This is a genomic window from Rhizobium sp. 01T444 (assembly GCF_056398305.1).
Genome location: NZ_JBFTPD010000014.1, coordinates 109484 through 133477, shown reverse-complemented (window position 1 = coordinate 133477; position 23994 = coordinate 109484). Strand labels below are relative to the sequence as shown.

General features: G+C 61.5%; 29 protein-coding genes. 11 read left to right on the top strand and 18 right to left on the bottom strand.

Annotated features, from left to right (window positions below; translation table 11 throughout):
* Positions 1 to 51: 51 nt before the first annotated feature.
* Positions 52 to 981 carry a LysR family transcriptional regulator gene (locus AC1DTN_RS19825; protein WP_477922288.1) on the top strand — a complete coding sequence of 310 codons (930 nt, stop codon included), beginning with the start codon at positions 52 to 54 and terminating at the stop codon, positions 979 to 981.
* On the opposite strand, the gene AC1DTN_RS19820 is transcribed toward AC1DTN_RS19825, so the two are convergent.
* The gene (locus tag AC1DTN_RS19820) at positions 919 to 2142 is read right to left on the bottom strand and encodes an alpha/beta hydrolase family protein (protein WP_477922232.1); all 1224 of its coding nucleotides are present in this window, start codon (positions 2140 to 2142) and stop codon (positions 919 to 921) included. The genes AC1DTN_RS19825 and AC1DTN_RS19820 overlap by 63 nt on opposite strands.
* A 150-nt stretch (positions 2143 to 2292) precedes the next feature.
* On the opposite strand from AC1DTN_RS19820, the gene AC1DTN_RS19815 reads away from it, so the two are divergent.
* The 4 genes from AC1DTN_RS19815 (at position 2293) to AC1DTN_RS19800 (ending at position 6002) form a co-directional block, all read left to right on the top strand.
* Positions 2293 to 3846: an acetolactate synthase large subunit gene (locus AC1DTN_RS19815; RefSeq protein ID WP_310387720.1), complete on the top strand. Its 1554-nt coding sequence runs from the start codon at positions 2293 to 2295 to the stop codon at positions 3844 to 3846.
* A 91-nt stretch (positions 3847 to 3937) separates the two neighbouring features.
* Positions 3938 to 4834 carry a helix-turn-helix domain-containing protein gene (locus AC1DTN_RS19810; RefSeq protein ID WP_477922230.1) on the top strand — a complete coding sequence of 299 codons (897 nt, stop codon included), beginning with the start codon at positions 3938 to 3940 and terminating at the stop codon, positions 4832 to 4834.
* Between the two features lie 62 nt (positions 4835 to 4896).
* Positions 4897 to 5775 (top strand): NmrA family NAD(P)-binding protein, encoded by an 879-nt coding sequence (locus AC1DTN_RS19805; RefSeq protein WP_477922229.1) that lies wholly within the window; start codon positions 4897 to 4899, stop codon positions 5773 to 5775.
* Positions 5776 to 5852: 77 nt separating this feature from the next.
* Positions 5853 to 6002, top strand: coding sequence for a hypothetical protein (locus AC1DTN_RS19800; protein ID WP_113308362.1), 150 nt, complete (start codon positions 5853 to 5855; stop codon positions 6000 to 6002).
* Between the two features lie 171 nt (positions 6003 to 6173).
* On the opposite strand, the gene AC1DTN_RS19795 is transcribed toward AC1DTN_RS19800, so the two are convergent.
* On the bottom strand, positions 6174 to 6470 hold the full coding sequence (locus AC1DTN_RS19795; protein WP_439015163.1) for a hypothetical protein: 297 nt from the start codon (positions 6468 to 6470) through the stop codon (positions 6174 to 6176).
* Positions 6471 to 6640: 170 nt separating this feature from the next.
* On the opposite strand from AC1DTN_RS19795, the gene AC1DTN_RS19790 reads away from it, so the two are divergent.
* Complete coding sequence (locus AC1DTN_RS19790; RefSeq protein WP_477922286.1) at positions 6641 to 7033, top strand: YkvA family protein; 393 nt, start codon at positions 6641 to 6643, stop codon at positions 7031 to 7033.
* Positions 7034 to 7050: 17 nt separating this feature from the next.
* Here the strand turns inward: AC1DTN_RS19790 and AC1DTN_RS19785 are convergent, their stop codons facing one another.
* Complete coding sequence (locus AC1DTN_RS19785) at positions 7051 to 7941, bottom strand: LysR substrate-binding domain-containing protein (RefSeq protein WP_439015164.1); 891 nt, start codon at positions 7939 to 7941, stop codon at positions 7051 to 7053.
* A gap of 168 nt (positions 7942 to 8109) precedes the next feature.
* Here AC1DTN_RS19785 and AC1DTN_RS19780 point away from each other — a divergent pair, with 168 nt between their 5' ends.
* Entirely contained in the window at positions 8110 to 8271 is a 162-nt protein-coding gene (locus AC1DTN_RS19780; RefSeq protein ID WP_081928581.1) for a YjiS-like domain-containing protein, read from the top strand.
* 13 nt (positions 8272 to 8284) lie between these two features.
* On the opposite strand, the gene AC1DTN_RS19775 is transcribed toward AC1DTN_RS19780, so the two are convergent.
* The 5 genes from AC1DTN_RS19775 to AC1DTN_RS19755 all read right to left on the bottom strand — a co-directional run bounded on the left by AC1DTN_RS19775 (position 8285) and on the right by AC1DTN_RS19755 (position 10491).
* Entirely contained in the window at positions 8285 to 8821 is a 537-nt protein-coding gene (locus AC1DTN_RS19775; RefSeq protein WP_439015165.1) for a 2'-5' RNA ligase family protein, read from the bottom strand.
* A 98-nt stretch (positions 8822 to 8919) separates the two neighbouring features.
* Entirely contained in the window at positions 8920 to 9333 is a 414-nt protein-coding gene (locus AC1DTN_RS19770; RefSeq protein WP_113325169.1) for a GFA family protein, read from the bottom strand.
* A 17-nt stretch (positions 9334 to 9350) separates the two neighbouring features.
* Positions 9351 to 9848 (bottom strand): SRPBCC family protein, encoded by a 498-nt coding sequence (locus tag AC1DTN_RS19765; RefSeq protein ID WP_477922227.1) that lies wholly within the window; start codon positions 9846 to 9848, stop codon positions 9351 to 9353.
* On the bottom strand, positions 9845 to 10174 hold the full coding sequence (locus AC1DTN_RS19760) for an ArsR/SmtB family transcription factor (RefSeq protein ID WP_477922226.1): 330 nt from the start codon (positions 10172 to 10174) through the stop codon (positions 9845 to 9847). Before AC1DTN_RS19760 ends, AC1DTN_RS19765 begins: the two co-directional genes overlap by 4 nt.
* 38 nt (positions 10175 to 10212) lie before the next feature.
* Complete coding sequence (locus AC1DTN_RS19755) at positions 10213 to 10491, bottom strand: hypothetical protein (RefSeq protein ID WP_477922224.1); 279 nt, start codon at positions 10489 to 10491, stop codon at positions 10213 to 10215.
* A 212-nt stretch (positions 10492 to 10703) separates the two neighbouring features.
* Here AC1DTN_RS19755 and AC1DTN_RS19750 point away from each other — a divergent pair, with 212 nt between their 5' ends.
* On the top strand, positions 10704 to 11564 hold the full coding sequence (locus AC1DTN_RS19750) for an NmrA family NAD(P)-binding protein (RefSeq protein WP_477922222.1): 861 nt from the start codon (positions 10704 to 10706) through the stop codon (positions 11562 to 11564).
* Positions 11565 to 11693: 129 nt separating this feature from the next.
* A complete protein-coding gene (locus tag AC1DTN_RS19745; RefSeq protein ID WP_439015169.1) occupies positions 11694 to 12092 on the top strand; it encodes a cupin domain-containing protein in 399 nt (132 codons plus the stop codon).
* A 41-nt stretch (positions 12093 to 12133) separates the two neighbouring features.
* Here AC1DTN_RS19745 and AC1DTN_RS19740 read toward each other — a convergent pair whose 3' ends face one another.
* The 9 genes from AC1DTN_RS19740 to AC1DTN_RS19700 form a co-directional block, all read right to left on the bottom strand.
* Positions 12134 to 12274 (bottom strand): hypothetical protein, encoded by a 141-nt coding sequence (locus AC1DTN_RS19740; RefSeq protein ID WP_439015170.1) that lies wholly within the window; start codon positions 12272 to 12274, stop codon positions 12134 to 12136.
* Entirely contained in the window at positions 12271 to 13143 is an 873-nt protein-coding gene (locus AC1DTN_RS19735) for an RNA polymerase sigma factor (RefSeq protein WP_477922221.1), read from the bottom strand. Before AC1DTN_RS19735 ends, AC1DTN_RS19740 begins: the two co-directional genes overlap by 4 nt.
* A 101-nt stretch (positions 13144 to 13244) precedes the next feature.
* Entirely contained in the window at positions 13245 to 14177 is a 933-nt protein-coding gene (locus AC1DTN_RS19730; protein WP_477922220.1) for an alpha/beta hydrolase fold domain-containing protein, read from the bottom strand.
* Between the two features lie 199 nt (positions 14178 to 14376).
* The gene (locus tag AC1DTN_RS19725) at positions 14377 to 15237 is read right to left on the bottom strand and encodes a glycerophosphodiester phosphodiesterase family protein (protein ID WP_477922219.1); all 861 of its coding nucleotides are present in this window, start codon (positions 15235 to 15237) and stop codon (positions 14377 to 14379) included.
* A gap of 16 nt (positions 15238 to 15253) precedes the next feature.
* A complete protein-coding gene (locus AC1DTN_RS19720) occupies positions 15254 to 16084 on the bottom strand; it encodes a glycerophosphodiester phosphodiesterase family protein (protein WP_477922218.1) in 831 nt (276 codons plus the stop codon).
* Positions 16085 to 16095: 11 nt separating this feature from the next.
* On the bottom strand, positions 16096 to 17193 hold the full coding sequence (locus AC1DTN_RS19715; RefSeq protein ID WP_477922217.1) for an ABC transporter ATP-binding protein: 1098 nt from the start codon (positions 17191 to 17193) through the stop codon (positions 16096 to 16098).
* 1 nt (position 17194) lies between these two features.
* On the bottom strand, positions 17195 to 18112 hold the full coding sequence (locus AC1DTN_RS19710; protein WP_477922216.1) for a carbohydrate ABC transporter permease: 918 nt from the start codon (positions 18110 to 18112) through the stop codon (positions 17195 to 17197).
* Positions 18113 to 18121: 9 nt separating this feature from the next.
* Positions 18122 to 19012, bottom strand: a complete 891-nt coding sequence (locus AC1DTN_RS19705) for a carbohydrate ABC transporter permease (RefSeq protein WP_477922215.1) — start codon at positions 19010 to 19012, stop codon at positions 18122 to 18124.
* Between the two features lie 62 nt (positions 19013 to 19074).
* A complete protein-coding gene (locus AC1DTN_RS19700; protein WP_477922213.1) occupies positions 19075 to 20385 on the bottom strand; it encodes an extracellular solute-binding protein in 1311 nt (436 codons plus the stop codon).
* A gap of 190 nt (positions 20386 to 20575) precedes the next feature.
* Between AC1DTN_RS19700 and AC1DTN_RS19695 the strand changes: the two genes are divergently transcribed.
* The gene (locus AC1DTN_RS19695) at positions 20576 to 21730 is read left to right on the top strand and encodes an ROK family transcriptional regulator (RefSeq protein WP_439015179.1); all 1155 of its coding nucleotides are present in this window, start codon (positions 20576 to 20578) and stop codon (positions 21728 to 21730) included.
* A gap of 12 nt (positions 21731 to 21742) precedes the next feature.
* On the opposite strand, the gene AC1DTN_RS19690 is transcribed toward AC1DTN_RS19695, so the two are convergent.
* Complete coding sequence (locus tag AC1DTN_RS19690) at positions 21743 to 22141, bottom strand: GFA family protein (RefSeq protein ID WP_439015180.1); 399 nt, start codon at positions 22139 to 22141, stop codon at positions 21743 to 21745.
* A gap of 257 nt (positions 22142 to 22398) precedes the next feature.
* Here AC1DTN_RS19690 and metG point away from each other — a divergent pair, with 257 nt between their 5' ends.
* Positions 22399 to 23952, top strand: a complete 1554-nt coding sequence (gene metG, locus AC1DTN_RS19685) for a methionine--tRNA ligase (protein ID WP_477922212.1) — start codon at positions 22399 to 22401, stop codon at positions 23950 to 23952.
* Positions 23953 to 23994 lie beyond the last annotated feature (42 nt).

Genomic DNA, 23994 nt, shown 5'->3' with positions numbered 1-23994 from the left:
CGCGCCTGCCTTCGGCTGGCCCGAAGGCACGAAATGGCCTATCGTGGCAAAATGCGTTKTGATCTCACCGACCTTCGCCTGTTCCTGGCCGTCGTCGATGCCGGCAGCATCACTCATGGGGCGGCAGACGTGGGGCTTTCGCTGGCCGCTGCGAGCGAACGCCTGCGCGACATGGAGGCGCTCGGCGAAGTCACCCTGCTGGAACGCGGCCGGCGTGGCGTCTCTCCGACAGAGGCCGGAGAAGCGCTGGCTCACCATGCCCGCGTGATCCTCGGCCAGATCAGGCAGATGCATGGCGAGCTCGGCGAATATGCGCGGGGCTTGCGCTCGACGATCAGCATCCTCGCCAACACGGCCGCCATATCGGAACACCTGCCTGAAAAGCTGGCGGACTGGATGGCCACCAACCCGCAGGTAGATCTGCGATTGAAAGAACGGCAGAGCGTCGAGATTGCCCGAAGCGTGGCGGCTGGCCATGCCGAGATCGGTATCCTCTCTGCCGCGGCTGACATGGCCGGGCTGACGGTGCGACCTTTCGCGACCGACCGGCTCGTCGTCGTTGCAAGCAACAGCCATCCTCTGGCCCTGGAGAGCAGCATCCGCTTCGCCGATCTCGTCGATGAGCATTTCATCGGCCTCGCCGGCGGCGCCCTGCAGGATCATATCGATGCGCAGGCCAGCCGCATCGGCATTCGGCTGAAGATCCGCGTGAGGCTGCGCGATTTCGAGGCCATCTGCCGGCTGGCCGGTGCTGGCGTCGGTATCGGCATCGTGCCTGATACGGCGGTCCGCCGCCAAAAACGATCGTCCGGGATTGCCATCATCCGCTTGTCGGATGATTGGGCGACACGGCAACTGGTCGTCTGCACGGCGCAAGGGGCGGAACTGCCCGTCCATGCCCGCAGACTTCTGGACCATCTAGCTGCTGCCCGGCCCGAATTGCGCGTCGAGCCAGTCCAGAACCCGCCTGTTGAGCAGTGACCGGTTCTTCATCTCGCAATGGCCATCCGCGCCCTCTGCGGCAGTGAACCGCATCAGCGTCTTGGGGCAGCGCAACGTATCGAAGAAAAAGCCGGCATCGGCGGCGAGCCCGTCATTCTCCGCCTGGGTGATCAATGTGGGGCATTGAATGCGTTCCGCATGTCCCCGCATGGTGAAGAGCTCGGCCGAGGCGAGGAAAGCGCTCAGACTATCCACCCCATGCACCCAGAAACCCCGCTGCACCACCTTCCAGTTCAGCACTGGATTGCTACGGATGAAGGCATCCATCGTATCGATCAGTTTCTGGTCGAGAGCACCGAGATCAGCCACCGCTTCCGCAGGCACGCCGAATTTTTGGATGATGACCCTGCGAAAGCCATCGGCAATGCTCCAGGTGCCGGGATCGGCAATCAGCGCGGCAATGCGCGGCTCGTCCGCCGCCCCGCGCGGCGCCAGAAGCCCGCCGAGGCTCCAGCCGCTGAGCGCGATACGATCGGCGTCGACGAGCGGATAGTTCACCGCAAAATCCACCACCGCCCTGATGACCACGTCCCAGTCCGGCCGCAGCGGGATGCCGTGCTCGTAGAGCATGGAGCCCTGGCCGGGGCCGTCGAAGAGCAGGCTGTGATAGCCGCGCCGCGAGGCTGCGACGGCGCAGGCAAAATAAGTGTCGGTGATGGTGCAGTCATAGCCGTTGTTGAAGATGATGAGCGGCCGCATCTCATGCTCGAGACCCTGCGCCGGAATGAAATATCCAGGCATCGGCGTCTCGCCGAGCGGAATGGAAAGCCGCTCGATCGTCGGCGCCGAGAGCGCAAGCCCCATCTCCAGCGCATCCGTCTGCTTGCGGAAGGCGGCAAGCAGACGCGGGTCGACAGGCGCGCCGTAGAGCGGATGATAGGAGGTGGCGTAGAAGACGCTTGCTCGCAGATAAAGCTCACGCGCGCTGACCTTATGCCCCGCGGAAAGCGCAGCTTCGGCTTCGCCTTTCAGCCGGTCGCCGGCCGCAACCCATGCCTCGTAAAATGCGCCGTCATCACCATCCCCTACGGTTTCCGCTACAGCCCGGATCTCGCCGAAATCCGCCCCGCCATAGGGAATATAGGCAATCGGCCAGCTGCCGAAATCCTCATGCAACGTGTTCCTGAACAGCATGCTCATCGCCAATTTCCCTAATGGCTGCCGCCGCCGCGATGATTATAAAGGCGGCTTGAAGCCCCATCACAAAAGCTCACGCCGGCCGGATGCAATATTCAAGGTTGTTCTTATATTCTTCCCGTGCAAGGCTGTTGTAAACAGGAGGAAACGGCCATGAATGGTGCAGACAGCCTGTGTGATACGCTGCTGGCAAACGATGTCAGGGTGTGCTTTGCCAATCCCGGCACATCGGAAATGCATTTTGTGGCGGCGCTCGACCGCAAGCCCCAGATGCGCTGCGTTCTCGGCCTCTCCGAGGGCGTTGTCACTGGAGCGGCCGATGGTTATGCGCGCATGACCGACCGACCGGCAGCGACCTTGCTCCACACCGGACCGGGGCTGGCGAACGGCCTTGCCAATCTCCACAATGCCCGCCGGGCAAGGGTTCCCGTCATCAACATCGTCGGCGACCACGCCTCCTATCATCTTGCCCTCGATGCGCCGCTGACATCTGATATCGAAAGCCTTGCCGCACCGATGTCAAACTGGGTGCGTCGCATCAGCGGCCCCGAGGATGTGGCAGACGCGACGGAGGCTGCCTTCCGTGCCTCATTGTCACCTCCTGGTGTGGCAACGCTCATCCTGCCGGCAGATGCCGCCTGGGGCCATGTCGAAACGGATCAGCCGGTTAGGCTGTCCCGGCCGGTACCATCGGCAGTGAACATGGACGTCGTGCGCGAGGTTGCCGCCGCTATCAGAGATACGCCCGGCGAGGCCGGAATCCTCGTCAGCGGTGCGGCTGCCCGTGCCGACTGCCTGGAGATTGCGGGTGCAATTGCGGCCGCCAAGGATGTGCGTCTCTTCAGCGAGATGCAATTGCCGAGGGTCGAGCGCGGCCGTGGCCGTGTCGCTCTGACCCGCATCCCCTATCCGATCGACGCCGCCCTTGATCTGCTGGCCGATATTGATGTGCTGGTATTGGCAGGCGCGCCAGAGCCCGTCGCCTTCTTTGCCTATCCGGGCAAGCCTGGACGGCTGGTGCGCAAAGGCTGCAAGGTTCTGACCCTTGCAAGGCATGGCGAAGATCTGAAAGGCGCGCTGGAAGCACTCAGGGACGAACTCGGCGTCAGGCAGTCACTACCTCCGTCGCGATCATCAGGCCTTTCCGACGATATCGTTCCGTTCGGGCATCTGACCGAGGATGCGATCGCAGTGATGGTGGCGGCAAGACTTCCCGACAATGCCATTATCTGCGACGAGGGGGTCACCTCGGCCCGCCGCTTCTTCGAACTTTCGGCCGGCTCGGCGCCACACGACTACCTGATGAACACCGGCGGCTCGATCGGCTGCGGTATCCCGCTTGCGACGGGTGCGGCGGTCGCCTGCCCCGACCGCAAGGTCATCAATCTGCAGGCGGATGGCAGCGGCATGTATACGGTGCAGGGCCTGTGGACGCAGGCGCGGGAAAATCTAGACGTGATCACGATCATCTTCGCCAACCGCGCCTATGCCGTGCTGCATGCCGAGATGCGCAATGTCGGCGTCGACGGCATCGGCGAGAACGCCCGGCGGATGATGAACCTCGATCACCCGGCCTGGGATTGGGTGTTGGTCGCCAAGGGAATGGGCGTCGATGCCGCGGGTGCGCATAGCTGCGAGCAATTTGCCGATCTCTTCGAAAGCGCGCTCAGGCGCCGCGGACCATTTCTCATCGAGGCGATCATCTGAGCTTTCAGGCATGGCCGGTTGGCAAGGCGGCGATTGAGACGTAGCATCCGGCCTTAAGCCGAAAGCCCCAAGCTAAAAGCAAAGACAGATCATGACAGCTTCATCCCTGCAGACCTCACCGCAGATCCTGCTGACCAGCGCGGGACGGGCGTGGAGTGGGCTCGCGGCCGACTTCCTGCATATTCCGCGCGGCATCTCTCGTGTTCCGGGTGGTGACATGCATCGTCTGGGCATCCACTTCGGCCCGCCCGTCAATGCCGATTGCCACTGCGGTGGCCGGCGCATGCGCCGCGTGCAGAAGCCCGGCGATATCGATGTCATCCCGGCCGGCCTCGACGGGTCCTGGGAGGATGATGCCGATTGCCGGATCCTGCGCGTGAGTCTCGATCCCTCGCGGCTGGAACAGGTCGCGGAAGATCTCGGACGGGATGCCGGCAAGATCGAATTGCAGCCGCGATTTCAGCTGCGTGACGCCGGCATCGAGGCGATCTGCCGGGCGATCAAGGCGGATCTGGAAGCCGATACGCCCTCCGACCCGCTCTACATCGATCTTCTCGCCAACGCGCTCGCCATCCGGCTGATCGAGACGTCGAGCGCCGCCGCGCCGCGGCCCGAGATCAACGGCGAACCGAAACTCTCGCCGCGGCAATTGCGGATGCTGATGGAATTCATCGAGACCCATCTGGACCGGAAGCTGCATCTGGCCGACCTTGCGGTCGTTGCCGGTGTCAGCATCACACGGCTGAAGAGTCTGTTTCGCAAGAGCACCGGCGTTTCCGTGCACCAATATGTCATCCGCCGCCGCGTCGAATATGCCCGCGCCCTGATGACGACGACGGATATGGCCGCAAGCGAGATCGCGCTTGCCGCGGGCTTTGCCCATCAGAGCCATATGGCAACGACCATGCGCCGGCTCACGGGCCAGACACCCGGCGAGATCCTGCGCGAAGTCGGCGAATTCCGCCCGAAACTGCAAAGACCGGCCTGAATTTGTGCGACGCCTTCGGGCTCGCCCTTTAGTCCTTGCGCGTCATCAGCAAGGAGAAACACATGATTGCAATACTCGGAGCCGCCGGAAAGATCGGCTATTCGACCGCCAAGGCGCTGCGCGAGGCAGGTGTGCCCGTGCGCGCTATCCTGCGCGATCCGGCAAAGGCTGACCGCCTGACCGCCATCGGCTGCGATGTCGCATTTGCCGATCTGCAGGACGCCAAGGCGCTTGCCGGAGCGATATCAGGTGCGGACAGCGTTCAGGTCATCCTGCCGGCCGACCCGCGGGCCGAAGACATAAAAGGCGATATGCGCCGCTCGATGGAAAGCATTGCCGAGGCATTGGAAGAGGCGCGCCCCGCCCTCGTGCTTGCCATTTCCGACTATGGCGCCCATCTCGGCGAGGGTTTCGCCATGCCGAGCATGTTCCACATATTCGAACAGCGCCTTCGCCAACTGGATATGCGCCGGATATTCCTGCGGTCGGCCGAGCATATGGAAGGCTGGGGTCGCGTTGCGCCGGCAGCGATCGCAACCGGCATTCTGCCGAGCTTTCATGACCCGGTCGAAAAGCCGATCCCCAACGTCTCGGCGCAGGATGTCGGCCGGATTGCCGCCGGTTTCCTGCTTCGGCCCGACATCGAAACGCGCGAGCAGATCGTTCACGCAGAAGGCCCGCGCCGCTATAGCGCGAGCGACGTGGCTGCCGCGCTGAGCGAGCTGCTCGGCAGCACGATTACTGCTCAAGCCCTGCCCCGCTCGCAATGGCGGGAAAGCCTGGGCCGGGTGATGAGCGCCAGCGCTGCCGATCTTCTGACCGAGCTCTACGACGTGCATAGCAGGGGTGGCCTCATCGACGTCGAGCCGAATGCACGCGATGTCCGCAAAGGCCCCACCGAGTTGATCGACGCGCTCAGGCCTATTGTCGCTGCACGGTGACTTTGAGAGAGATTGTTCTCGCAAGCGGGAACCGGATGAGGCTGAGGGGGATTTACCCCTCAGCACAGGAGGTTCCGATGATCCGCAAACTGAAGTCAGGCGAATATCGTCTCTATTCCCGCAAGCCTGACGCGAAGACGCACAAACGCAAGAACCTGGGCACTTTCAAGACCCGGGAAGCGGCTGAGAAGCACGAGCGTGAGGTGCAGTACTTCAAGCATCACTAGCGCAATTCCAGCAAAAGTGCGCAGCGGTTTAGCGTCCGGAATTACGTGATAACAAAGAGCTGGAGCATTTCCGGCATTCGAGGAAGGCCGGAAATGCTCTGGCCGGCCTCTGCAGCGATAGTGCTGTCGCTGTCACCACTGCTCAGTGTGCTGCAGGAAGATAGGCCTCGCTCAGTGGCCGACCATGCCTTGCGGATTGGTCCGATAAGGGTCGCTGCGATTGGGCTCGCTGTAATACGTCCGGTAGCCGCCGCCCGAATAGGTCTCCCGATAGCTGCCATTGAGCTGCTGATGTGTCTGGGAGTAGAGATCTCCGTTTCGATAAGTATTGTAGCCGCCGCCGAGATTCTGCTCTCTGATATAGGTATTGCCTGAACTGTCAGTGGAGCATGGAGCCGAAACCAGCTCGCAGGAAGCAGACGCATTCCCGGCGGCCAACAAGAAAAACCCAAACAAAACCGCCTTCATGCAAACTCCCTTTTCGCGAAAATCGGCGTCGCGTATGAGTGCAATGTAACTGAGCGATGAAAAAGAACAAACAGAAAACATTTGGGCTCCGCTCTCACTCAATAGATCAAATTATAAACCACGCCTGCAACGATCCGGACCGAATGCTCAAACAGAGAGGCAGCGCAACAATGGGCGAATGGTTGAAGGCGGCGAAACAATGGGCGCGGAGCGTGAAACGCGATGTGGTCGCGCTCTGGATTGCGGCGCGCGACGGCCGCACGCCTATGCTGGCCAAGATTGTCGCCGGCGCGGTTGCTGCCTATGCGCTTTCGCCAGTCGATCTCATCCCGGACTTCGTGCCGGTGCTTGGCTATCTCGATGATCTCATCATCGTCCCGCTGGGCATCCTCATCGCCATCCGCCTCGTTCCCGCGCCTCTGATGTCGGAGTTCAGGGGCATGGCCACCGAGCGCGCGCAGCGCCCGGTCAGCCGTGCGGGCATTGTGGCGGTCGTGATCATCTGGCTGCTCGCAGCCGCCCTCTGCATCTGGCTTGCATCGGATCTGCTTCTTCTACGCTGAAGCGAGCTTTCGCCGGCCTATTCCCGCACGAAGGCGCTCCGCAGCCAGTCGAGGAAATGGCTTGCGGCTGGCGAGAGCGCCCGGCCGGGCTGAATGACAGCCACGAAACCATTTTCGTAAGTCAGGAATTCCGACCGCTCTACCAGCTTGCCGCTTTTCAGCTCGTTCAGCGCAAAACGCCGCTCCACCAGCGCCACGCCGAGCCCGGTCACGGCGGCGCTGACACAAAGATACATATGCGGGAAATAAAGCTCCGACTGCGCCGAGATGCCGTGCCCGGTCGCCGCCTGCCAGTTTGTCCATTGTTCGCTCATATGGTCGGGCGAAATACGGGTCGGGAAACTGAAATCATCGCCATCGGCACTGAATGGATAATCCGGTGCGGATACCAGGCCAAAGGAAACGGAGGCGAGCGGGATATGCTCGCGCCTGAGCTGCGGCCGCGACAGGCGATCCCAGCTCAGCATGATATCCACCCCGTCCCTCGCCCGGTTCGTGCCGCCGTCACGCGCGCTCGATGACATGGTCAGCTGCACGCGGCAATTCGGATAGAGGCTGTAGAATTCCGCCAGACGCGGCACCAGCCAGACCATGGCGAAGGTGGCGCTGCAGGAAAGGTGCACGCTCGCCTCGTTCCGGCTCGCCTTCAGGTCCTGATAGCGCTCCTCCAGAAGATCGAAGGCCCGCGACACCGTGGTGAAGAAGGCAGCGCCATCCTCATTCAGCCGAAGGCCCGTGCCTGACTTCTCGAACACCGGAAGCCCAAGTTGCTCCTGCAGAAGCTGCAGCTGCTTGGAGATGGCTCCATGCGTGCGCCCCAGCTCATCGGCTGCCCGTGTCACCGAGCCGAGACGCGCGGTGGCTTCGAAGGCCCGGAGATAGGAGAGTGGTGGCAGATTGCGGGCCATGGTTTACTCTTATGTGAGTTTTACTAACGGATGTCGTCAAGATAACGCGCTTTCGCAGTCTCTGAGACTACCATAAAATCATGACATTCAAGCAAACAAGCGGAAATTTCTGCTTAAATCTCCGTTCACAATAGGTGAGCTTTGCCAACAGAGAAGGGAAACTTCATCATGCACATGACAGATACACTCCGCCTGTGGCGCGAACGCTGGACCGAACGCCGCCTCTTCGCTCGCGAACTGGATACCCTGCCCGACGAAACGCTCCGGGATTTCGGCATGACACGCGAAATCGCCTACCAGCAGAGCCACCGGCCCTTCTGGCGTGCGTAAGCCACCGAAAGGTTCAGCCCGGCAACTGCCGGTGCCACAACAGCTCGACCGGATGGAAGTGCACGAGTGAAATCCGGTGCAGGCTTGCGGCCACCGGTTGCCAGAGGCCTATCGCACCGCTGATTGCCGCTCCGGCCTCCTCGGGGCTTAGCTGCTCACCGAGCGTAATATGCGGCACCCAGTTTCCCGGCAGATAATGCGGCCAGCACGCCACCCCTGCCGAGGCGGCCGCGGCATGAAAGTCCCGATGAAGGGCGAGCAATTCTGCGGAGACGACAGGCGCGGCGAACAGAACCGAGGCCGGTCCGGGAAAAAGACCGATGCTCGAAAGTTTGACGCTGGGAGTGCTGATATCCGCGCTGAAGCGGTCGAGCGCCTTTGCGATAGGCTCGGGGTCCAGCCCGTCATAGACGGCGAGCGTTATGTGCGGCTCCATGTTCAAACGGCCTGGGGTCACGGCATTGGGCGAAACACGCTCCACATGCTCGACGATCGGCTGAAGCTCTGCGGCGCCGTACGGGTCCAGCTCCATGTAGACGGCAAAAGGCAAGACATCACCTGCTGTGTTTGCAGTACTATGTCAGGCGAAGCCGAGAGCAACAATCCCTGTACCGGCGCATCCTCGACGCGAAGTCAGGACGTCCGCTTTCACGCCGGCGGCATCCTCTCGAATTTCGGCACGGCCGGGTCGAGGTGATCCCAAGCAAAGCCGGCTGCGGTCCAGGACACCAGTTGCGGCTGGTAGCGGCTTGGGTCGTCGAGGCTTGCCGGCGTGACGATGAAGACCTCGGGCATATCGGGGAACGTCATGTAGACGGCCGAACCGCATGTCGGGCAGAAGCCGCGCTGCTTGACGGTCCCTCCTTCGCCGACCGTCTGCCACAGGGATGCCTCTCCCTCGACTTTCACCTCCACTGCCACGAAAGTCAGATGCGATTGATGTCCAGTGCCGCTGGAGCGCTGACATTGCCGGCACTGGCAATCGACCATGACGGCCGGTTCGCCTGATATCTCGTAGCGGATCGCGCCACAGGCGCAGCTACCGGTATAGGACTTGGTCATTTCGCTCTCCTCCTCTTTCAATGCCGCGTCTGCGAAGACGCCTCTTCGGCGACGACTGCGTCGAGCCGTTCGACGACCTTCTTCCAGCCCTCGCCCATGTTGCGATAGGCGGTTTCGTTCTTCGGAAGCACGAAGCCGGAATGAACGAGGCGAAGGCGTGTGCCTGTATCGGTCCTGGCGAGGGTGAAGGTGACGACCGTCTCCAGTTTCGAGCCATAACCGTCAGCATTGCTCTCATGGCCGCCCTTCCACGCATAGGACAGCCGCTCGTTCGGCACGACCTCGAGCACCTCGCAATGGATGGTCCCGTCCCATTCGCCGGCCGGTTTGGTCTGAAATGTGAAACACTTGCCGGCCACAGGCGCAAATCCATCAGGCGGCATCAACCAGCGGCCGATCAGCTCGCCGCTGGTCAGCGCCTTCCAGATGATGTCAGGCGCATGCGGGAAGACTTCGTCGACCACGACGGCCTGCGTGTCGGAGACGTGTCTCTCGGGATTCATGGCTTGGTTCATGGGTCGATTTCCTTCAAGAGCTTTCTGAGATCGGTGAAGCGTTCGCGCCAGAAGGTGCCGTAATGGTCCATCCAGTCGGCCAGCGGCTCCAGACCGCTGGGCTCGGCGCGGTAATAGACATTGCGCCCCTCCGGGCGCTCGCTGACGAGGCCGGCCTGTTTCAGGGACTTGAGATGCTGGGAGATGGCGCCCTGCGTGACATTGCTGCCGCGGGTCAACTCGACCACCGTGATCTCTTTGGAATTGACGATGCGCTCGAACACGGCCCGCCGCGTGGGATCGGCAAGGGCACGCATGACAGCAGTTATGGTTTCGGCTTCGATCATGGAAAATCAAATAGCCAACACTAATCAATAAGTCAACACTATTGTATTTGATCGCGCACCGAAAACGGGTGATGCAACCCGCGTGACGCCTTACGATCTGGTATCGGTGAGATCACCCTGCTCGGTTCGGGTGCCGCATCGAGCGCCTGCACACTGGCGGCGGTAAAAATCTCGCTCACTAGCGCGCCGATGCGCAAAGCAAGCAGCGAGGGTTTTTCTTCCTCGGCAGCGTGGCTGACCCTGGCAAGAAGCTCCCGGTGCGGGCGCAGCGAAAACAACATGCCGAGCGCATGGACGGCGATCAGAAGGATCGCCAAGCCGAGGCTGCGGAAAGCGACGGGACGCCCGAAGGCGTTTCTCCAAGATTGCCCAAGCTCCCTCTCCTCGTAGGAGCTAACCGCTGCGGATTTTACGACATTTCATGATTGCTGTCGCGGCGCGTCCTCACCCGTGTTGCTCGGCGGTATCAGTGACGGAACCTTAGGCCGGTGCGCGCAGTTATGCATGTGAGCGTCTGCGAGGTCTCACCATGTATGTCGTGCTCGGCGCATCCGGAAACATAGGCTCTGCCGTCATCGACGCATTGCGGGTGTCGGGCGAGAAAATCATTGCCGTCGTTCACAGCGCGCAAAAGGCTGCCGCAATCAAGCAAGACGGCGTTGAGCCCGTCATTGCCGATGTGGCCGACACCGGGCAGCTTCGTTCCATTCTGCAAAAAGGGCGCCGAGCCTTTCTGCTGAACCCGCCGGCCGATATCAAAGGCGACACGAACGCCCAGGAGTTGAAGACCGCCAGGAGCATTGCCGCGGCACTCGAAGGATCCGGGCTCGAGAAGCTGGTCGTGGCCTCGACCTACGGAGCGCTTGATGGCGCCGGCATCGGCGATCTCTCGGTGCTGTACGAATTCGAACGCCTCGTGAAGGCAAACGGTATTCCGGCCGCCATCAACCGCGGCGCATATTACTTCACCAATCTCGACATGCTTCTGCAGCCCGCGAAAGAGACCGGACGTCTGGCGACGCCCTTCCCCGAGGACATGAAGATGCCCATGGTTTCGCCAAGGGATCTCGGAGAAGCCGCCGCCGCGCGCCTCAAGAGCCCGATCGGCGACATCGGGATAGACCATATCGAAGGTCCGGAGCGCCATTCCTTTGCCGATGTCGCCAAGGCGTTTTCATCGCGTCTCGGCCGCCCCGTCACGGCCGAGACGATCCCTCGCGAAAAATTTGAGGAATACTATCTCGGGCTCGGCTTCTCATGGGCTGCCGCCCGTTGTTATGCGAAGATGACCGAAGTCACCATCGACACCGGCTTTGAAATGCCCGCCCGTCGCCGTTGGGGCAGGATAACGCTCGATGAGCATCTTGAAGCAGTGCAGACAAAGCCTTGACAGAGCGCTTCGCAGATACACAGCGATACAAAAAGCCCTCTCTGCTGAAACATTTCCAATTCATCCCTCTGCTCAAATGAACCCGTCGCCCGATTGCGGGCTTCAACCATCTGACGGAAGGATAGACAGATGAGGACCATCATGATCATGGCAGCAGGCGCTCTCGTCATTGCCGGCGCAATGCAGCTGACCAAGGCCAATGCGGAAGAGCCCATCCAGCGCACCGATCTCGTCCAGAACGACATCGATGTGCCCGGCCATGAGGCCGTCCAGGTTCGCGTCGATTTCGCACCCGGCGCCTCTGCACCCAAGCACCATCATCCGGGCGAGGAAATCGCCTATGTCATCAAGGGCGTGCTGGAATATCAACTCGATGGCCAGAAGCCGGTAACGCTGAAGGCCGGCCAGTCGCTGTTCATCCCCACGGGCGTTGCCCATTCGGCGCGGAATGTCGGCGACGGCAAGGCCTCGGAACTGGCAACCTATATCGTCACGAAGGGTTCGCCGCTCGTCGTGCCTGTGAAGTAACGGCAGATACAGGCCACCGCGCTCTCTGGCGGGTGGCCGGCCTACCGGCAGAGGATCAACCCGCGGACGCGGGTTTCAGCCGGCTCGTCGAGTGCTTCTTCGCCTGGATCACCCGAAACCATCGCCTCGCCAACGACGTCGAGACCACTATCGCCACCGCCGAGACTTCCCGCCTCCGTCATGCTCCTCGCAATACTGCCGATTCGGTCATGAGTTCTAGATCGGACTCCGAGGCGTTTCCAATGACCCACGGGCAGGCATAATAGTCTTCGATGCGGTCGATGATGCCACCGGCGACATGGACGCGAACCGGCCACGCGACCTGCCACAGGCCTCCTCGCTGGAAGAGCACGAGCAGGACAGGCTCCCCGTCGATCGCCCCCAACTCCATGGTCCACGTTTCCGGGTTTCGCTCGTATTCGAAGAAATAAGGAGAGTTCCTGAGCAGACCGTCGAAGCAGTCGGCGACCCGCAACCGGGCATCGGCGCTGGTGAGACCCCGCACGCCATCCCAATCATGGCGGTTGAAGAGGTCAACATAGTGCTGCAGGAGCCGAGCGGTGTCGGGATCAAGCGGACGGCTCGGTTCGCCTGTCGGTTCAGCGGGCAAGCCGGCGAGCTTCGCCCGTCCACGGGAGAGCGCGGCTTTGACGCCGCCAACCGTCGAATCCACGAGTTCTGCGGTCTCCTCCAGCGAATAGTCGAACACATCCTTTAGCAGGACGCAGGCGCGCTCCTTGGGCGGCAGGCTGCCGACCAGCCGTTCGATGGCGCGACGTGCATCGGTCGTCGCCGGCTCCGCAGCGACGACGCCGATGTCGTCCGAATAGGCGCTCTCTGCGCGCTCGCGCGCATCGCGCCGCCTCAGAAAGTCGATGCAGCGATTGTGAGCGATGCGAAACAACCAGGGTTTCAGCCTGCGGGCCTCATCGAGGGTCTCGATCTTCATGTAGGCCTCGAATAGCGTTTCCTGCATGAGATCCTCACCGTCGAGCCGTGAGCCGGTCATGCGGGCGCAGTAGCGATGCAACTGGGCACGAATGTCTGACACCGTCTCAAGGAAGGCTCGATATCGCACGTCAAATAAACCGACCGGTCGCTCCCGCATGTCCTTCACCTGTCACATCCTGGCGTCATTGAGGAAGATACGAGTCATGCGACTTCGTGACTTTCACCGCGTGCTGCCGCGGCTTCGGTCAGGCCGAGCTTGGGGCGAACCCACTGTGCAAACCGCTCTATCGCATCGTCGGCTTCGGGAGCGCGGCCAGCCATCATCTGGAACGAGTGCAGCATCCCCGGAAATACCTCTAAGCGCACCTCGACGCCGGCCGCCTTCGCGCGGTCCGCGAGCACTCGGCTGTCGTCAAGCAGGGTTTCGTCTTCGCCCGCTTGCAGACAGATCGGCGGCAGGCCCTTGAGATCGGCAAAGATTGGGCTGGCGAATGGATTTCGAGCATCGGCACCTCCGAGCACTTGTGCTGCCAGCATATCCACGGTCGCCTTCTGGAAGAAAGCGTCCTTTTCGCGGTTAGCATCGTAAGAGAGGCCGCTCGCCGACAGATCGTGCCAGCCAGAGATGCTGAGGAGCGCGGCCGGCAGCGGACGTCCCGCATCACGGAGTCTCATCGCGGCTGCAATGATCAGGCCTGCGCCAGCGGAATCGCCTGCACCTATAGTATGCTTCGGCCCGATACCCTGCCCGGCCAGCCAGTCGAACGCGGCCACGACCTGTTCGATTTGCCGCGGGAACTTGCTCTGAAACGAGTGGTCGTAAGTGACGATCAAAGCGTAACAGCCAACCGCCTTGGCGAGGTGTCCGACCATCTTGCGATGCGTCCAGATCGATCCGCCGACATATCCACCGCCGTGCACGTAAAGCATGACCCGATCCCTGGCCGCCAGTTTTGGCTGCACCCACAGCGCAGTCTTGTCGCCGAGGTTCGTCTCGACGTAATCGACGCCGCCCGGTTCCGCCGTCAGAACGGACCACTCGGAGGCTTCCGGCGGCAATTCTCGACCGCTGCGCCAAGCCTCTGCGTTCGTTTCGTAGTATATCTTGTTTGCCAAGCTCTGCTTGCTATCCATTGTCACGCTCCAATTTGTTAGGGGGCGATGTCGAGGACGACCGCCAACAATAACCAAGACGGACGATCGCGCCGAAAGGATACGTCACCAGCAGATCTGAATTTCAGGACGGACTCCTAGACTCACTGTGTCGGGCGGCCCGAATGCGGAAGATGCGGGCCACCACGCGTCGGCGGGTGGCCCGCAGATCGGCAGAGGATCAACCCGCGACGCGGGTTGCTACGGGATTTTGCGCCGCTCTCCGCTTCTCGATATAGGCCCGCAGCGCGGCCGGCTCGTCGGTCTGGATAGTGCTGATGCCGGCGTCCATGAGGCGGCCCCAGATGGCGTCGGGCTCGGTGAGCGCTCTACTGTCGATCCATTCGCCGCTCGCCGCCATATCCAGCGTGTTGAACCAGATCGCCATATTGGCATCCCGGAAGAGCTGCTGGTTGTTTGCGATCGTGTTGAGCTGATCGAAGCGCAGCTCGCACATGAAGGGCCGGATTTCCGAGAGCAGCGAAAGCGTCTCATGGATACCGGCGGCGGTGAAATGCGCCATCGCCATGAAGGGCACGCCCTCGATGTGCTGGGCTCGTACCCATGCGAGATCTTCGCGGGTCATGACTGTTGTCTTCAGGTCGACGGAGGAGGCCACGCCCATCTCGCGGGCGCAGGCTGCGACTTCCGAAAACAGACCGCGATCCTTCAGGTCGAGATCGGCGAAGATGCGGCCGCGAATGGTTTCAAAAACCTGTTTCAGGGTCGGAATGCGCTGGTCGGAAATGGCGCGGTCCGCGCCGCCATTGTCTTCGCGCAGCGCGATCGCCTGCAGTTCGGCCATGGTGAAGGTCTCGGCGTCGCGGTCGATGCCGGCCATGCGCAGCAGCGTGTCGTCATGCATCAGGAAAAGCTCGCCGTCGGCGCTCTTGCGCACATCGATTTCAACGATATCGGCGCCGACGGCGATGGCCTTTTCGATGGAGGCCAGGCTGTTTTCCGGCGCGCCATGCCAGGCGCCGCGATGGGCGACGATGGCGCAGCTGCGGTTCGGGTCGGCGATGAAGTCTTTGTAGCTCATGGTCTTTCCTTATGTGTCAGCCACAGCGGCTGGCGAGATATGATTTCAGTGCGACCGGTTCATCGGTCTGGATAAGGGAAATGCCAGCTTCGATAAGCCGGCCCCAGATGGCGTCGGGATTCTGCATGGCAGCCGTATCGGTGAAGCCGGCAAAGGCGACGGAATCGAGCGTGTTCGCCCAGAGCGCCATGCCCGCCTGACGGGCGCGGGCGTGGAGACCAGCGATATCCTCGATCTGGTCGAAACAGACTTCACAGACATCAGGCGCAAGCTGGAACAGCAGACCCAGCTCGGCTTCAGCATGCGTAGCGCCGATCCGTGACTTGGCCATGAACAGCACGCCGTGCGGGCTGACCGTCTCGCGTATCCAGGCAAGATCGTCGGTCGAGCGGAGGTTGCCCCAGAAATCCACTTGGCCCGCCACATCAAGGTCGCGGGCGCAGGCGATCACCTGAGGAATGATGGCCCGGTCCTTCACGTCGAGATGCACGAAAATGCGATCCCGTGTCAGGTCGAAGAGTTGCTGCAGGCTCGGCAGTCTTTCGGCCGTCATCTCATTGCTCTCGCCGCCGTCGCGGTTTCTGAGCGTGAGGCTGGCGAGCCGCGCCGAACTCAGAGCCTCCGGCGCCTCGTCAATGCCGGCCATGCGTTGCAGCGTCTTGTCATGCAGCAGGAAGAGGCCGCCATCCGCACTGCGGCGCACGTCGATCTCGACGACATCGCAGCCAGCGTGGATCGCAGCCTCGATGGCAACGAGGCTGTTTTCGGGCGCATCGCGCCATATGCCGCGATGCGCCACGACTGCGCAGGCCCTGCCCGAGTCCCGCACATAGTCAGTGTAATTCATGGGGAGGTCTTTCAATGGTCGGCGAATGCGTCCGCAATGGCGCGACCTGTCTCGCCGTCAAACAGGTGCAACCGGGATCGTGGGAAGGAGAAGGAAAGCTCTGTGGCGGGATCGATATCGGCGCCGAAGGGTGTGGCGACACGGATGGAAGTGCCTGCGAGATCGGCGGCAAGCACCGCATGCGAGCCGAGATCTTCGAAATGCCGTAGCCGGCCTTTGATCGCGCCATCCGCTGCGACAGCGATATCTTCGGGGCGGATGCCGAGTTGGAAATTACCGGCATTGTGGTATCCTGCAACCGCCTGCCCGTCCGCCAGGCGCAGCACAGAGCCGTCTGATGTCACCGGCAGGATATTCATGGGCGGTGCGCCGATGAATTTTGCGACGAAGACCGAGGCCGGGCGATGATAGATCGCCTTTGGCGTATCGAACTGCTCGACGCTGCCCTTGTTGAGGATCAGGATCCTGTCGGCAAGTGTCATGGCCTCGACCTGATCATGGGTAACGAAGACGGTCGTGGCACCGATGCGCCGGTGCAGATCGGCAAGCTCGACGCGCATGTCGTGGCGCAGCTGCGCATCGAGGTTCGAGAGCGGCTCGTCGAAGAGAAGCACGCCGGGTTCACGCACGATTGCCCGGCCGATCGCCACGCGCTGGCGCTGCCCGCCCGAGAGCTGCCCCGGCTTGCGATCGAGATAGGCGGCAAGCCCGAGCATCTCGGCAACGGCACCGACGCGCTCCTGACGCTCGGCTTTCGGCAGGCCGGCGACCCTCAGACTATAAGCCATGTTCTGGAACACGGTCATATGCGGATAGAGCGCATAATTCTGAAAAACCATGGCGCAACCGCGCTGCTTCGGCTCCAGGCCCTGCACCTCGCGATTGCCGAACAGGATCTTGCCGCCGCTGACGGCTTCGAGCCCTGCAATCATCTGCAACAGCGTGGATTTCCCGCAGCCGGAGGGACCGAGCACGACGGTGAATTCGCCGGCGCGAAGCTCGACATCGAGCGGCGGAATGACGACAGCCTTTGTGTCATAGGCCTTGGTGACGCCTGCAAGCGTGATGTTGGTGGCCGCGGTGCGGATGGCGGTATCGATGGCGTTCACGTCATTTCTCCGAAAGAACAAGGCCTTGCACAAGGTAGCGCTGCAGAAGCGCAATCATCGCAAGGGGTATGACCGAGACGACCACGACACCGGCCATGATCATCGGAAAGTCAGGAATTTCGCCTTCCATATCGGGCGCCAGCCGCGCCAGACCGACGACGGCGGTCGTCATGTCAGGCTTGGAGGCGGCAACCAGCGGCCAGAGATATTGTGTCCAGCCGCTGAGGAAGGTCAGCACGAAGAGCGCTGCAAAGCTGCTGAGCGAGATCGGCAGCAGGATATGGAAGAGGAAGCGGATCGGCCCTGCCCCATCCATGCGCGCCGCCTTGAAGAGATCGGCTGGCAGCGTGCGGAAGAACTGCCGGAACAGGAAGGTGCCGGTTCCATGCGCAACCAGTGGTGCGACGAGACCGAAATGCGTATCGAGCACACTGAGTTCGAGATGAACGGGCGCACCGAACAAGCTTTGGATCAGCGCATTGGCGCCGGTGATATCAAGCAGCGCATTCAGCGGCGAAAAGATATTGGCTGCCACCTGATAGGTGGTGATGACGCGGATATCGATCGGCAGCATGATCGTCGCGAGGATCACCGCGAAGGCGATACCTGCCCAGCGGATGCGGAAATAGACGAGCGCATAGGCAGCGAGAAAGGAAAGCGCGCAGGTAAAGAAGGCATCGTAAAAGGCCACCAGCATGCTGTTCAGCATCTGGATCGGGATGCGGGTCTCGGTGAAGACGCGCATCACATTGGCGATGAACTGGTCGCCCGGATACCAGGCAAGCCCGTTGCGCAGCAGGAACTCATAAGGTTGCGAGGCATTGGCGAGCGTCAGGTAGAGCGGCCCGAGAATGAAGGTGATACCGACAGCCAGGATGGCGCTGGCGGCGAAATTGAGCGAGCGAGCGTTTTCGATCATGGCTGGCCCTTACCGTTCGTAATTGATGCTGCGGCCGAGAAGCAGGAACTGCGCGGCGGTGAGGATGACGACGAAGACCATCAGGATGGCCGTCTGGGTGGACGCGCCGGAGAGATCGTAACCGCTGAAGCCGTCGGTATAGATCTTGTAGACGAGCAGATTGGTGGAGCCGCCCGGTCCGCCCTTGGTAATCGTGTCGATCAGCGCGAAGGCCGAGGTGACGCTCTCTGTGAATTCCAGCACCAGCGTCAGAAAGAGCTGCGGCATGATCAGCGGCAGCTGCACATCGAAGATGCGCCGCCATGGCCCAGCGCCATCCATGGCGGCTGCCTGAAACATGGTGCGCGGAATGGATTGCAGCCCGGCGAGCAGGATGACGAAATTAAAGGGAATGCCGCCCCACACGTGGGCGACGATCAGCGTGATGAAAGCATCGGTGCCATTGAGGCCCGGCGCCCAGGCGCCCGGAAAGAAATGATTGAGTGGTGCCAGGACACCGACGAAGGGATTGAAGATGAAGGCGAAGACGACGCCGATCGAGGCGCCCGCCACACCCTTCGGCCAGACCAGCACGTTGCGGGCCGTCAGCGACAGGCGGATCTTCCGGTCGGCAGCCACCGCCAGGATCAGCGGCAGAGCGACCGCCAGCGACGAGGCGAAGACCATGAAGAGGATCGTGCGCCAGCCGGCATCCCAGAATTCCGGATCGGCAAGCACCCGGCGGAAATTATCCCAGCCGACGAACTCCGACCCGCCGCCGAACGGCCTTTCCAGGAAGAAGGACCAGTAGAAGGCCTGGATGATCGGCGCGTAGAAGAAGATGAGGATCAGCAGCAGCAAGGGTGCGGCAAGCAGCAGCGGCAGCCAGCGATGGCTGAAAAGCGAGGATTCCGACGACATCACGCATGTCCATTTCGAGAAAAGCCGGTGCGGCGACGGGGGAGCGCCGCACCGGAGATAGATCAGGGCAGCTTTGCCGTCTTGTAGGTCTGCTCGAAGCGGCGCAGCAGCTCGTCGCCACGCTTCTTGGCACTGTCGAGCGATGCCTGTGCGGTCTGCGTGCCGGCAAACGCCTTCTGCGTTTCTTCGATTAGGATCGAGCGGAACTGCACGTAGAAGCCGAGGCGGATGCCGCGGGTGTCGGGGGTGCCGGGCTCGTTCATGGATTCGATGCCGACGCCCGCCGTCGCATATTTGGTGGTGCCGGCATCAGGGCTCTTGGCGATGGCATCGAGCACGTCGTTGGTGACCGGTACGTAGCCGGTCGAAGCCGTCATGAACATCTGCTGTTCGGGCTTGCGCAGGAAATCGAGGAAGGCCTTGGCGCCATCGATCTCGGCCTGGTCATGGCCCTTCATGATGTAGATGGAGGCGCCGCCGACGAAGGTGTTGTGGCGCTCGTAACCCTTGTACATCGGCGTCAGGCTGACGGAGAGTTCATACTCGCCGGCAAAGGCCTTGGACGAGTCCGTGTAGGAGCCGGAGGAATTTTCCATCATGGCGCATTCGCCGGAATTGAAGGCGGCGGTGTAATTGCCGGCCTTGGTATCGCTGGCGATCTTCACCAGGCCTTCCTTGCGCCAGTCGATCAGGTTCTGCAGGTGCTTGGCAAAGAAAGTGGTGTTGAAGACATATTCGGCATCGAGACCGTCATAGCCATTGTGTTTGGAAGCGATCGGCAGGCCGTGACGGGCGGAGAACTGCTCGAACATCGACCACGGCTCGCCATTGGTGACATAGGGGCACTCGTTGCCGGCAGCTTTCAGCTTGCGGGCAGCCTCGATAATGTCTTCCCAGGTCTTCGGCATCTCGGTGACGCCGGCTTTTTCGAGTTCGGTCTTGTTGACGTAGAAGAGCAGCGTCGAGGAATTGTAGGGCTGCGAATAGAGCTTGCCACCTGACGTTTCGTAATAGGAGCGCGCGCCCTTGATGTAATTGTTCCAGTCGACATCGGGCAGCACGTCCTGAACCGGAACGACGGCGTCCGACAGCAGCAGGTCGAGCGTGCCGGCATCGAAGAACTGGATCAGCACCGGATGCTTGTTGGAACGGTAGGCGGCAATCGCCTTCTGCATGGAAACTTCGTAGCTGCCCTGCCCGACGCAGGTGACGTGATTGGCCGACTGCGACGCATTGAAGGCGTCGCATTGTGCCAGAATCGCCTTCTCGACGCTCCCCGTATTGCCGTACCAGAATTCGAAATTGGCAGCCTGCGCAGAAGAGCACGCAGCCGTCATCAGGGCGGCCGCAGCCACCAGAATGGAAATCTTCATTTTGCCCTCGCCTGAATTTAAGACCCGCCGGATCAGCGTCCGGATCGTGAACGGCCGGCTTAATACACTTTATGTGTAACAAATCGATGACGTGGTCCGACTTGATTGAGGGCGAGAAGCCCTTTATGCAAGCACCTGCGGTTGCCATCTGCGTTACAGTTACACTTTTGTGGTATATTCGAGGTGCGTCATGCCTTATTTTCCAGAACCGTTGATTGCATCCCGATTCCGGCGTCCGGGAGAGGAAATTGTCGTTTCCGCGAATGAACGCAGCCTGCTGAAGCTCATCTGGCGCAATCCCGGCCTGTCACGATCCGAGATCACCGGCCATACGGATCTGACCCAGCAATCGGTCCATCGCATCATCGACCAGCTCGTCGAGCGCGGCATCGTTTCTCTGGGGTCCCCGAAGCCCGGCCTCGGCCGCGGCCAGCCGAGCCCGATGCTCAGGCTCAACGGCCGCCACGCCTATTCGATCGGCATTTCCGTCAATTCCGACGTGGTCGACATCTGCCTGGTGGACCTGTCAGGCAATGTGCTCGGCGAAAGCGACATCTCGCTGAGGGAGCTGGGCATGAACCAGGCGCTGGATCGCGTGCAAGCACGCATTGCCGAACTGCAGCAGCTGAACGGCCTCGATGACGAGACTTTCTTCGGCATCGGCTTCGGTATTGCCGGCGCTCTGATCTCCGGGACAAAATACAATGCCTCGATGCCGCTGCATGAATGGTCGCTGATCGAGCTTGGGCCGCTTCTGAGCGATCGCTTCAAAAAGCCCGTCTGGCTGTTGAACGGCGGCAGCGCCGGCGCTGTCGCCGAGGCGATGTTCGGCGCCGGCCGCTTCATCAAGCACTTCGCCTATCTGAGCTTCAATTACGGTTTCGGCGGCGGCTTGATACATGACGGCGAACTGCTACTCGGCGGCAATGGCAATGCCGGGGAATTCTCGGGGATGTTTGACGACGAAGAGACTGGCCGCCGCCCCGCCCTGCAGCTGCTTCTGGAGAGGCTCAAGCGCCACAATATTGACGTGCCGTCGATCCCGTATCTGCGCAGGAATTTCGATCCGAAATGGCCGGGCGTGGTGGAATGGGTCGACGAGATCACGCCCGCCTATAACCGTCTCGTCAACGCCATTTGGGCGATCTACGACCCGCAGGCGATCGTCTTCGGCGGCCAGGTACCACCGGGACTGGCGCAGATGTTGAGCGAACGCACCGAACTTTTCGGCCGCCCGCGCTACGGCGTCGCCCGCCCACACCCCAAGCTCATCGTGTCAGACATATCAGGCGACGCCGCTGCGATGGGCTCGGCGATCGTTCCCTTCAAATCGACGTTTTACTGACGACCAGCGTGCCTACCAATCTGACGCCGCGTGCTCGTCTTCATCATAAAGCCGGACACCTGGAACCTGTGGCAGCCAGGGTTCGCGGCGGATGGTCCAGACCTCGACCATGGGGTGGATGTCGTTCGGTGCCTGATCCAGGGTGCCGATAAAGACTTCGACGGCGTCATCGAGCATGAAGAACAGCCGCGAGCCGCAGATCGGGCAGAACGACCGTTTGTCGTAGATGCTGATCTCGCCGTCCATCTTGAACTTCGAGCCATGCCAGTTCGCCGTTGCCGAAAAGATGGAACCGGTCAGCTTCCGGCATTTTGTGCAGTGGCAGAGCCCGGACTGATACGGCTCGCCTTCGACTTCGTACCTGACTGCGCCACACGCGCAGCCACCGGTTCTCACGCTTTCCATCGCCATCGCGTCCTCTACGCAATCCCATCAAGCCAGCGCAGCATAGCTGACAACGCGCCGAAAACAGCCCGCTTGTCCAAACCGGCCCCAAATGATACCACTTCTCCATGGACAGAACCGCAATCAGCACCTCAGCGATGATGATGCCGCGCTCATAGCGTGGCGGGTTTCGTGCGTCCAGAATGCACCAGCGACCGCCCTTGAGGCGGTCTTTTCATTTGGCGATCCGTCTCGCGGGCAAACAGCCTCGAAAGGATCAACCGATGAACAAGCCGGACACCTATATCACCACCTCGATCCCTTATGTGAACGCCGCCCCGCATGTGGGCTTTGCGCTCGAACTCGTGCAGGCCGATGCCTATGCGCGCCATTTCCGCCTGCTCGGCCGCAATGTGCGCTTCCAGTGCGGCACCGATGACAACAGCCTGAAGAATGTCCGCTCGGCCGAAGCCGCCGGTCTGCCCGTGGCGGATTTCGTCAACGCCAACGCCGACCGCTTCGAGCGGCTCGGGACACGCCTCGATATTTCCAACGACGAGTTCGTGCGTACCTCGCGCGACCCGAGGCATGTCGCCTGCGTGCATGCCTTGTGGAACGCCTGCGCCGACAATGGCGACCTCTATCGCAAAGCCTACGAAGGCCTCTATTGCGTCGGCTGCGAGCAGTTCTACGAGCCCTCGGACCTCGTTGACGGCCGCTGCCCTGAGCACGGCGTCCCGCTTGAACTCGTCCGGGAAGAGAACTGGTTCTTCCGCCTCTCGCGCTATGGCGACCGCATCCTGCAACTGATCGAAACCGGTGAACTCTCCATCGTTCCGGCCCACCGGCGCAACGAGGTGCTGGCGCTGCTGCGTCGAGGCCTTGACGACATCAGCGTCTCGCGCAGCACCGAGCGGGCGCGCGGTTGGGGCGTTCCCGTGCCTGATAGCGATGAAGTCGTCTATGTCTGGTTCGATGCGCTGGCCAACTACCTGACGGGGCTCGGCTACGGCACCTATGAGGAGCTCTTCAATCGCTATTGGACCGCCAGCGGTGAGCGCATCCACGTCGTCGGCAAGGGCATCTCGAAATTCCATACCATCTACTGGCCGGCCATCCTGCTCTCGGCAGGCCTGCCGCCGCCGTCGTCGACCCTGGTGCATGGCTATGTGACGGTCGACGGCAGAAAGATCGGCAAATCCGCCGGCAATGGCATCGACCCCAATAGCGTCATCGATGCTTATGGCACGCCGGATGCCCTGCGCTATTACCTGCTCCGGCATATTCGCTCGGGCGATGATGGCGACTTCTCGGCTGAGCGTCTGGAAGCCGCCTGGACAGGAGAGCTCGGCGGCCAGCTCGGCAATCTCGCCAACCGGGTGCTGGCGCTTGTCTCATCTGCCTTCGGTGGGGTCGTTCCTCCGCTGCAGGAGAGCGATTTTACACAGGAGGCGGCGCGGCTTCCAGCGAAGGTGGCTGCGGCTTTCGATACCTATGAGCTGCATGTCGGTCTTGCTGATATCTTCGCTTTTGTCGGCGAGGCGAACCGTCGTTTTGCGAAGCGTGCCCCATGGGCGGATGCGAAGGCGCTACTTGGTGACATCACGCCCGAAGAACGGCAGGCGACAGTTGATCGTCTTGGTGGTTGCCTCGCGGAGCAGGTTTATGGGTTGGCAGTCGTTGCGCGCTGCCTCCTGCCGTTTCTGCCGCGCTCGGCGGAGGCACTGCATTCAAGGCTTGGGATTGAGGTGCCTGATGTCTATGGGACGCCGCTTGTCGTCGATGGGGTCAGGACGGCGCCGGACGCTGTGCTCTTTCCGAGGAGAGTGGCGGCTTAGAGGCTGCCCAATTCGGTGCTATCGCTTGGCCGGTTCGGACCC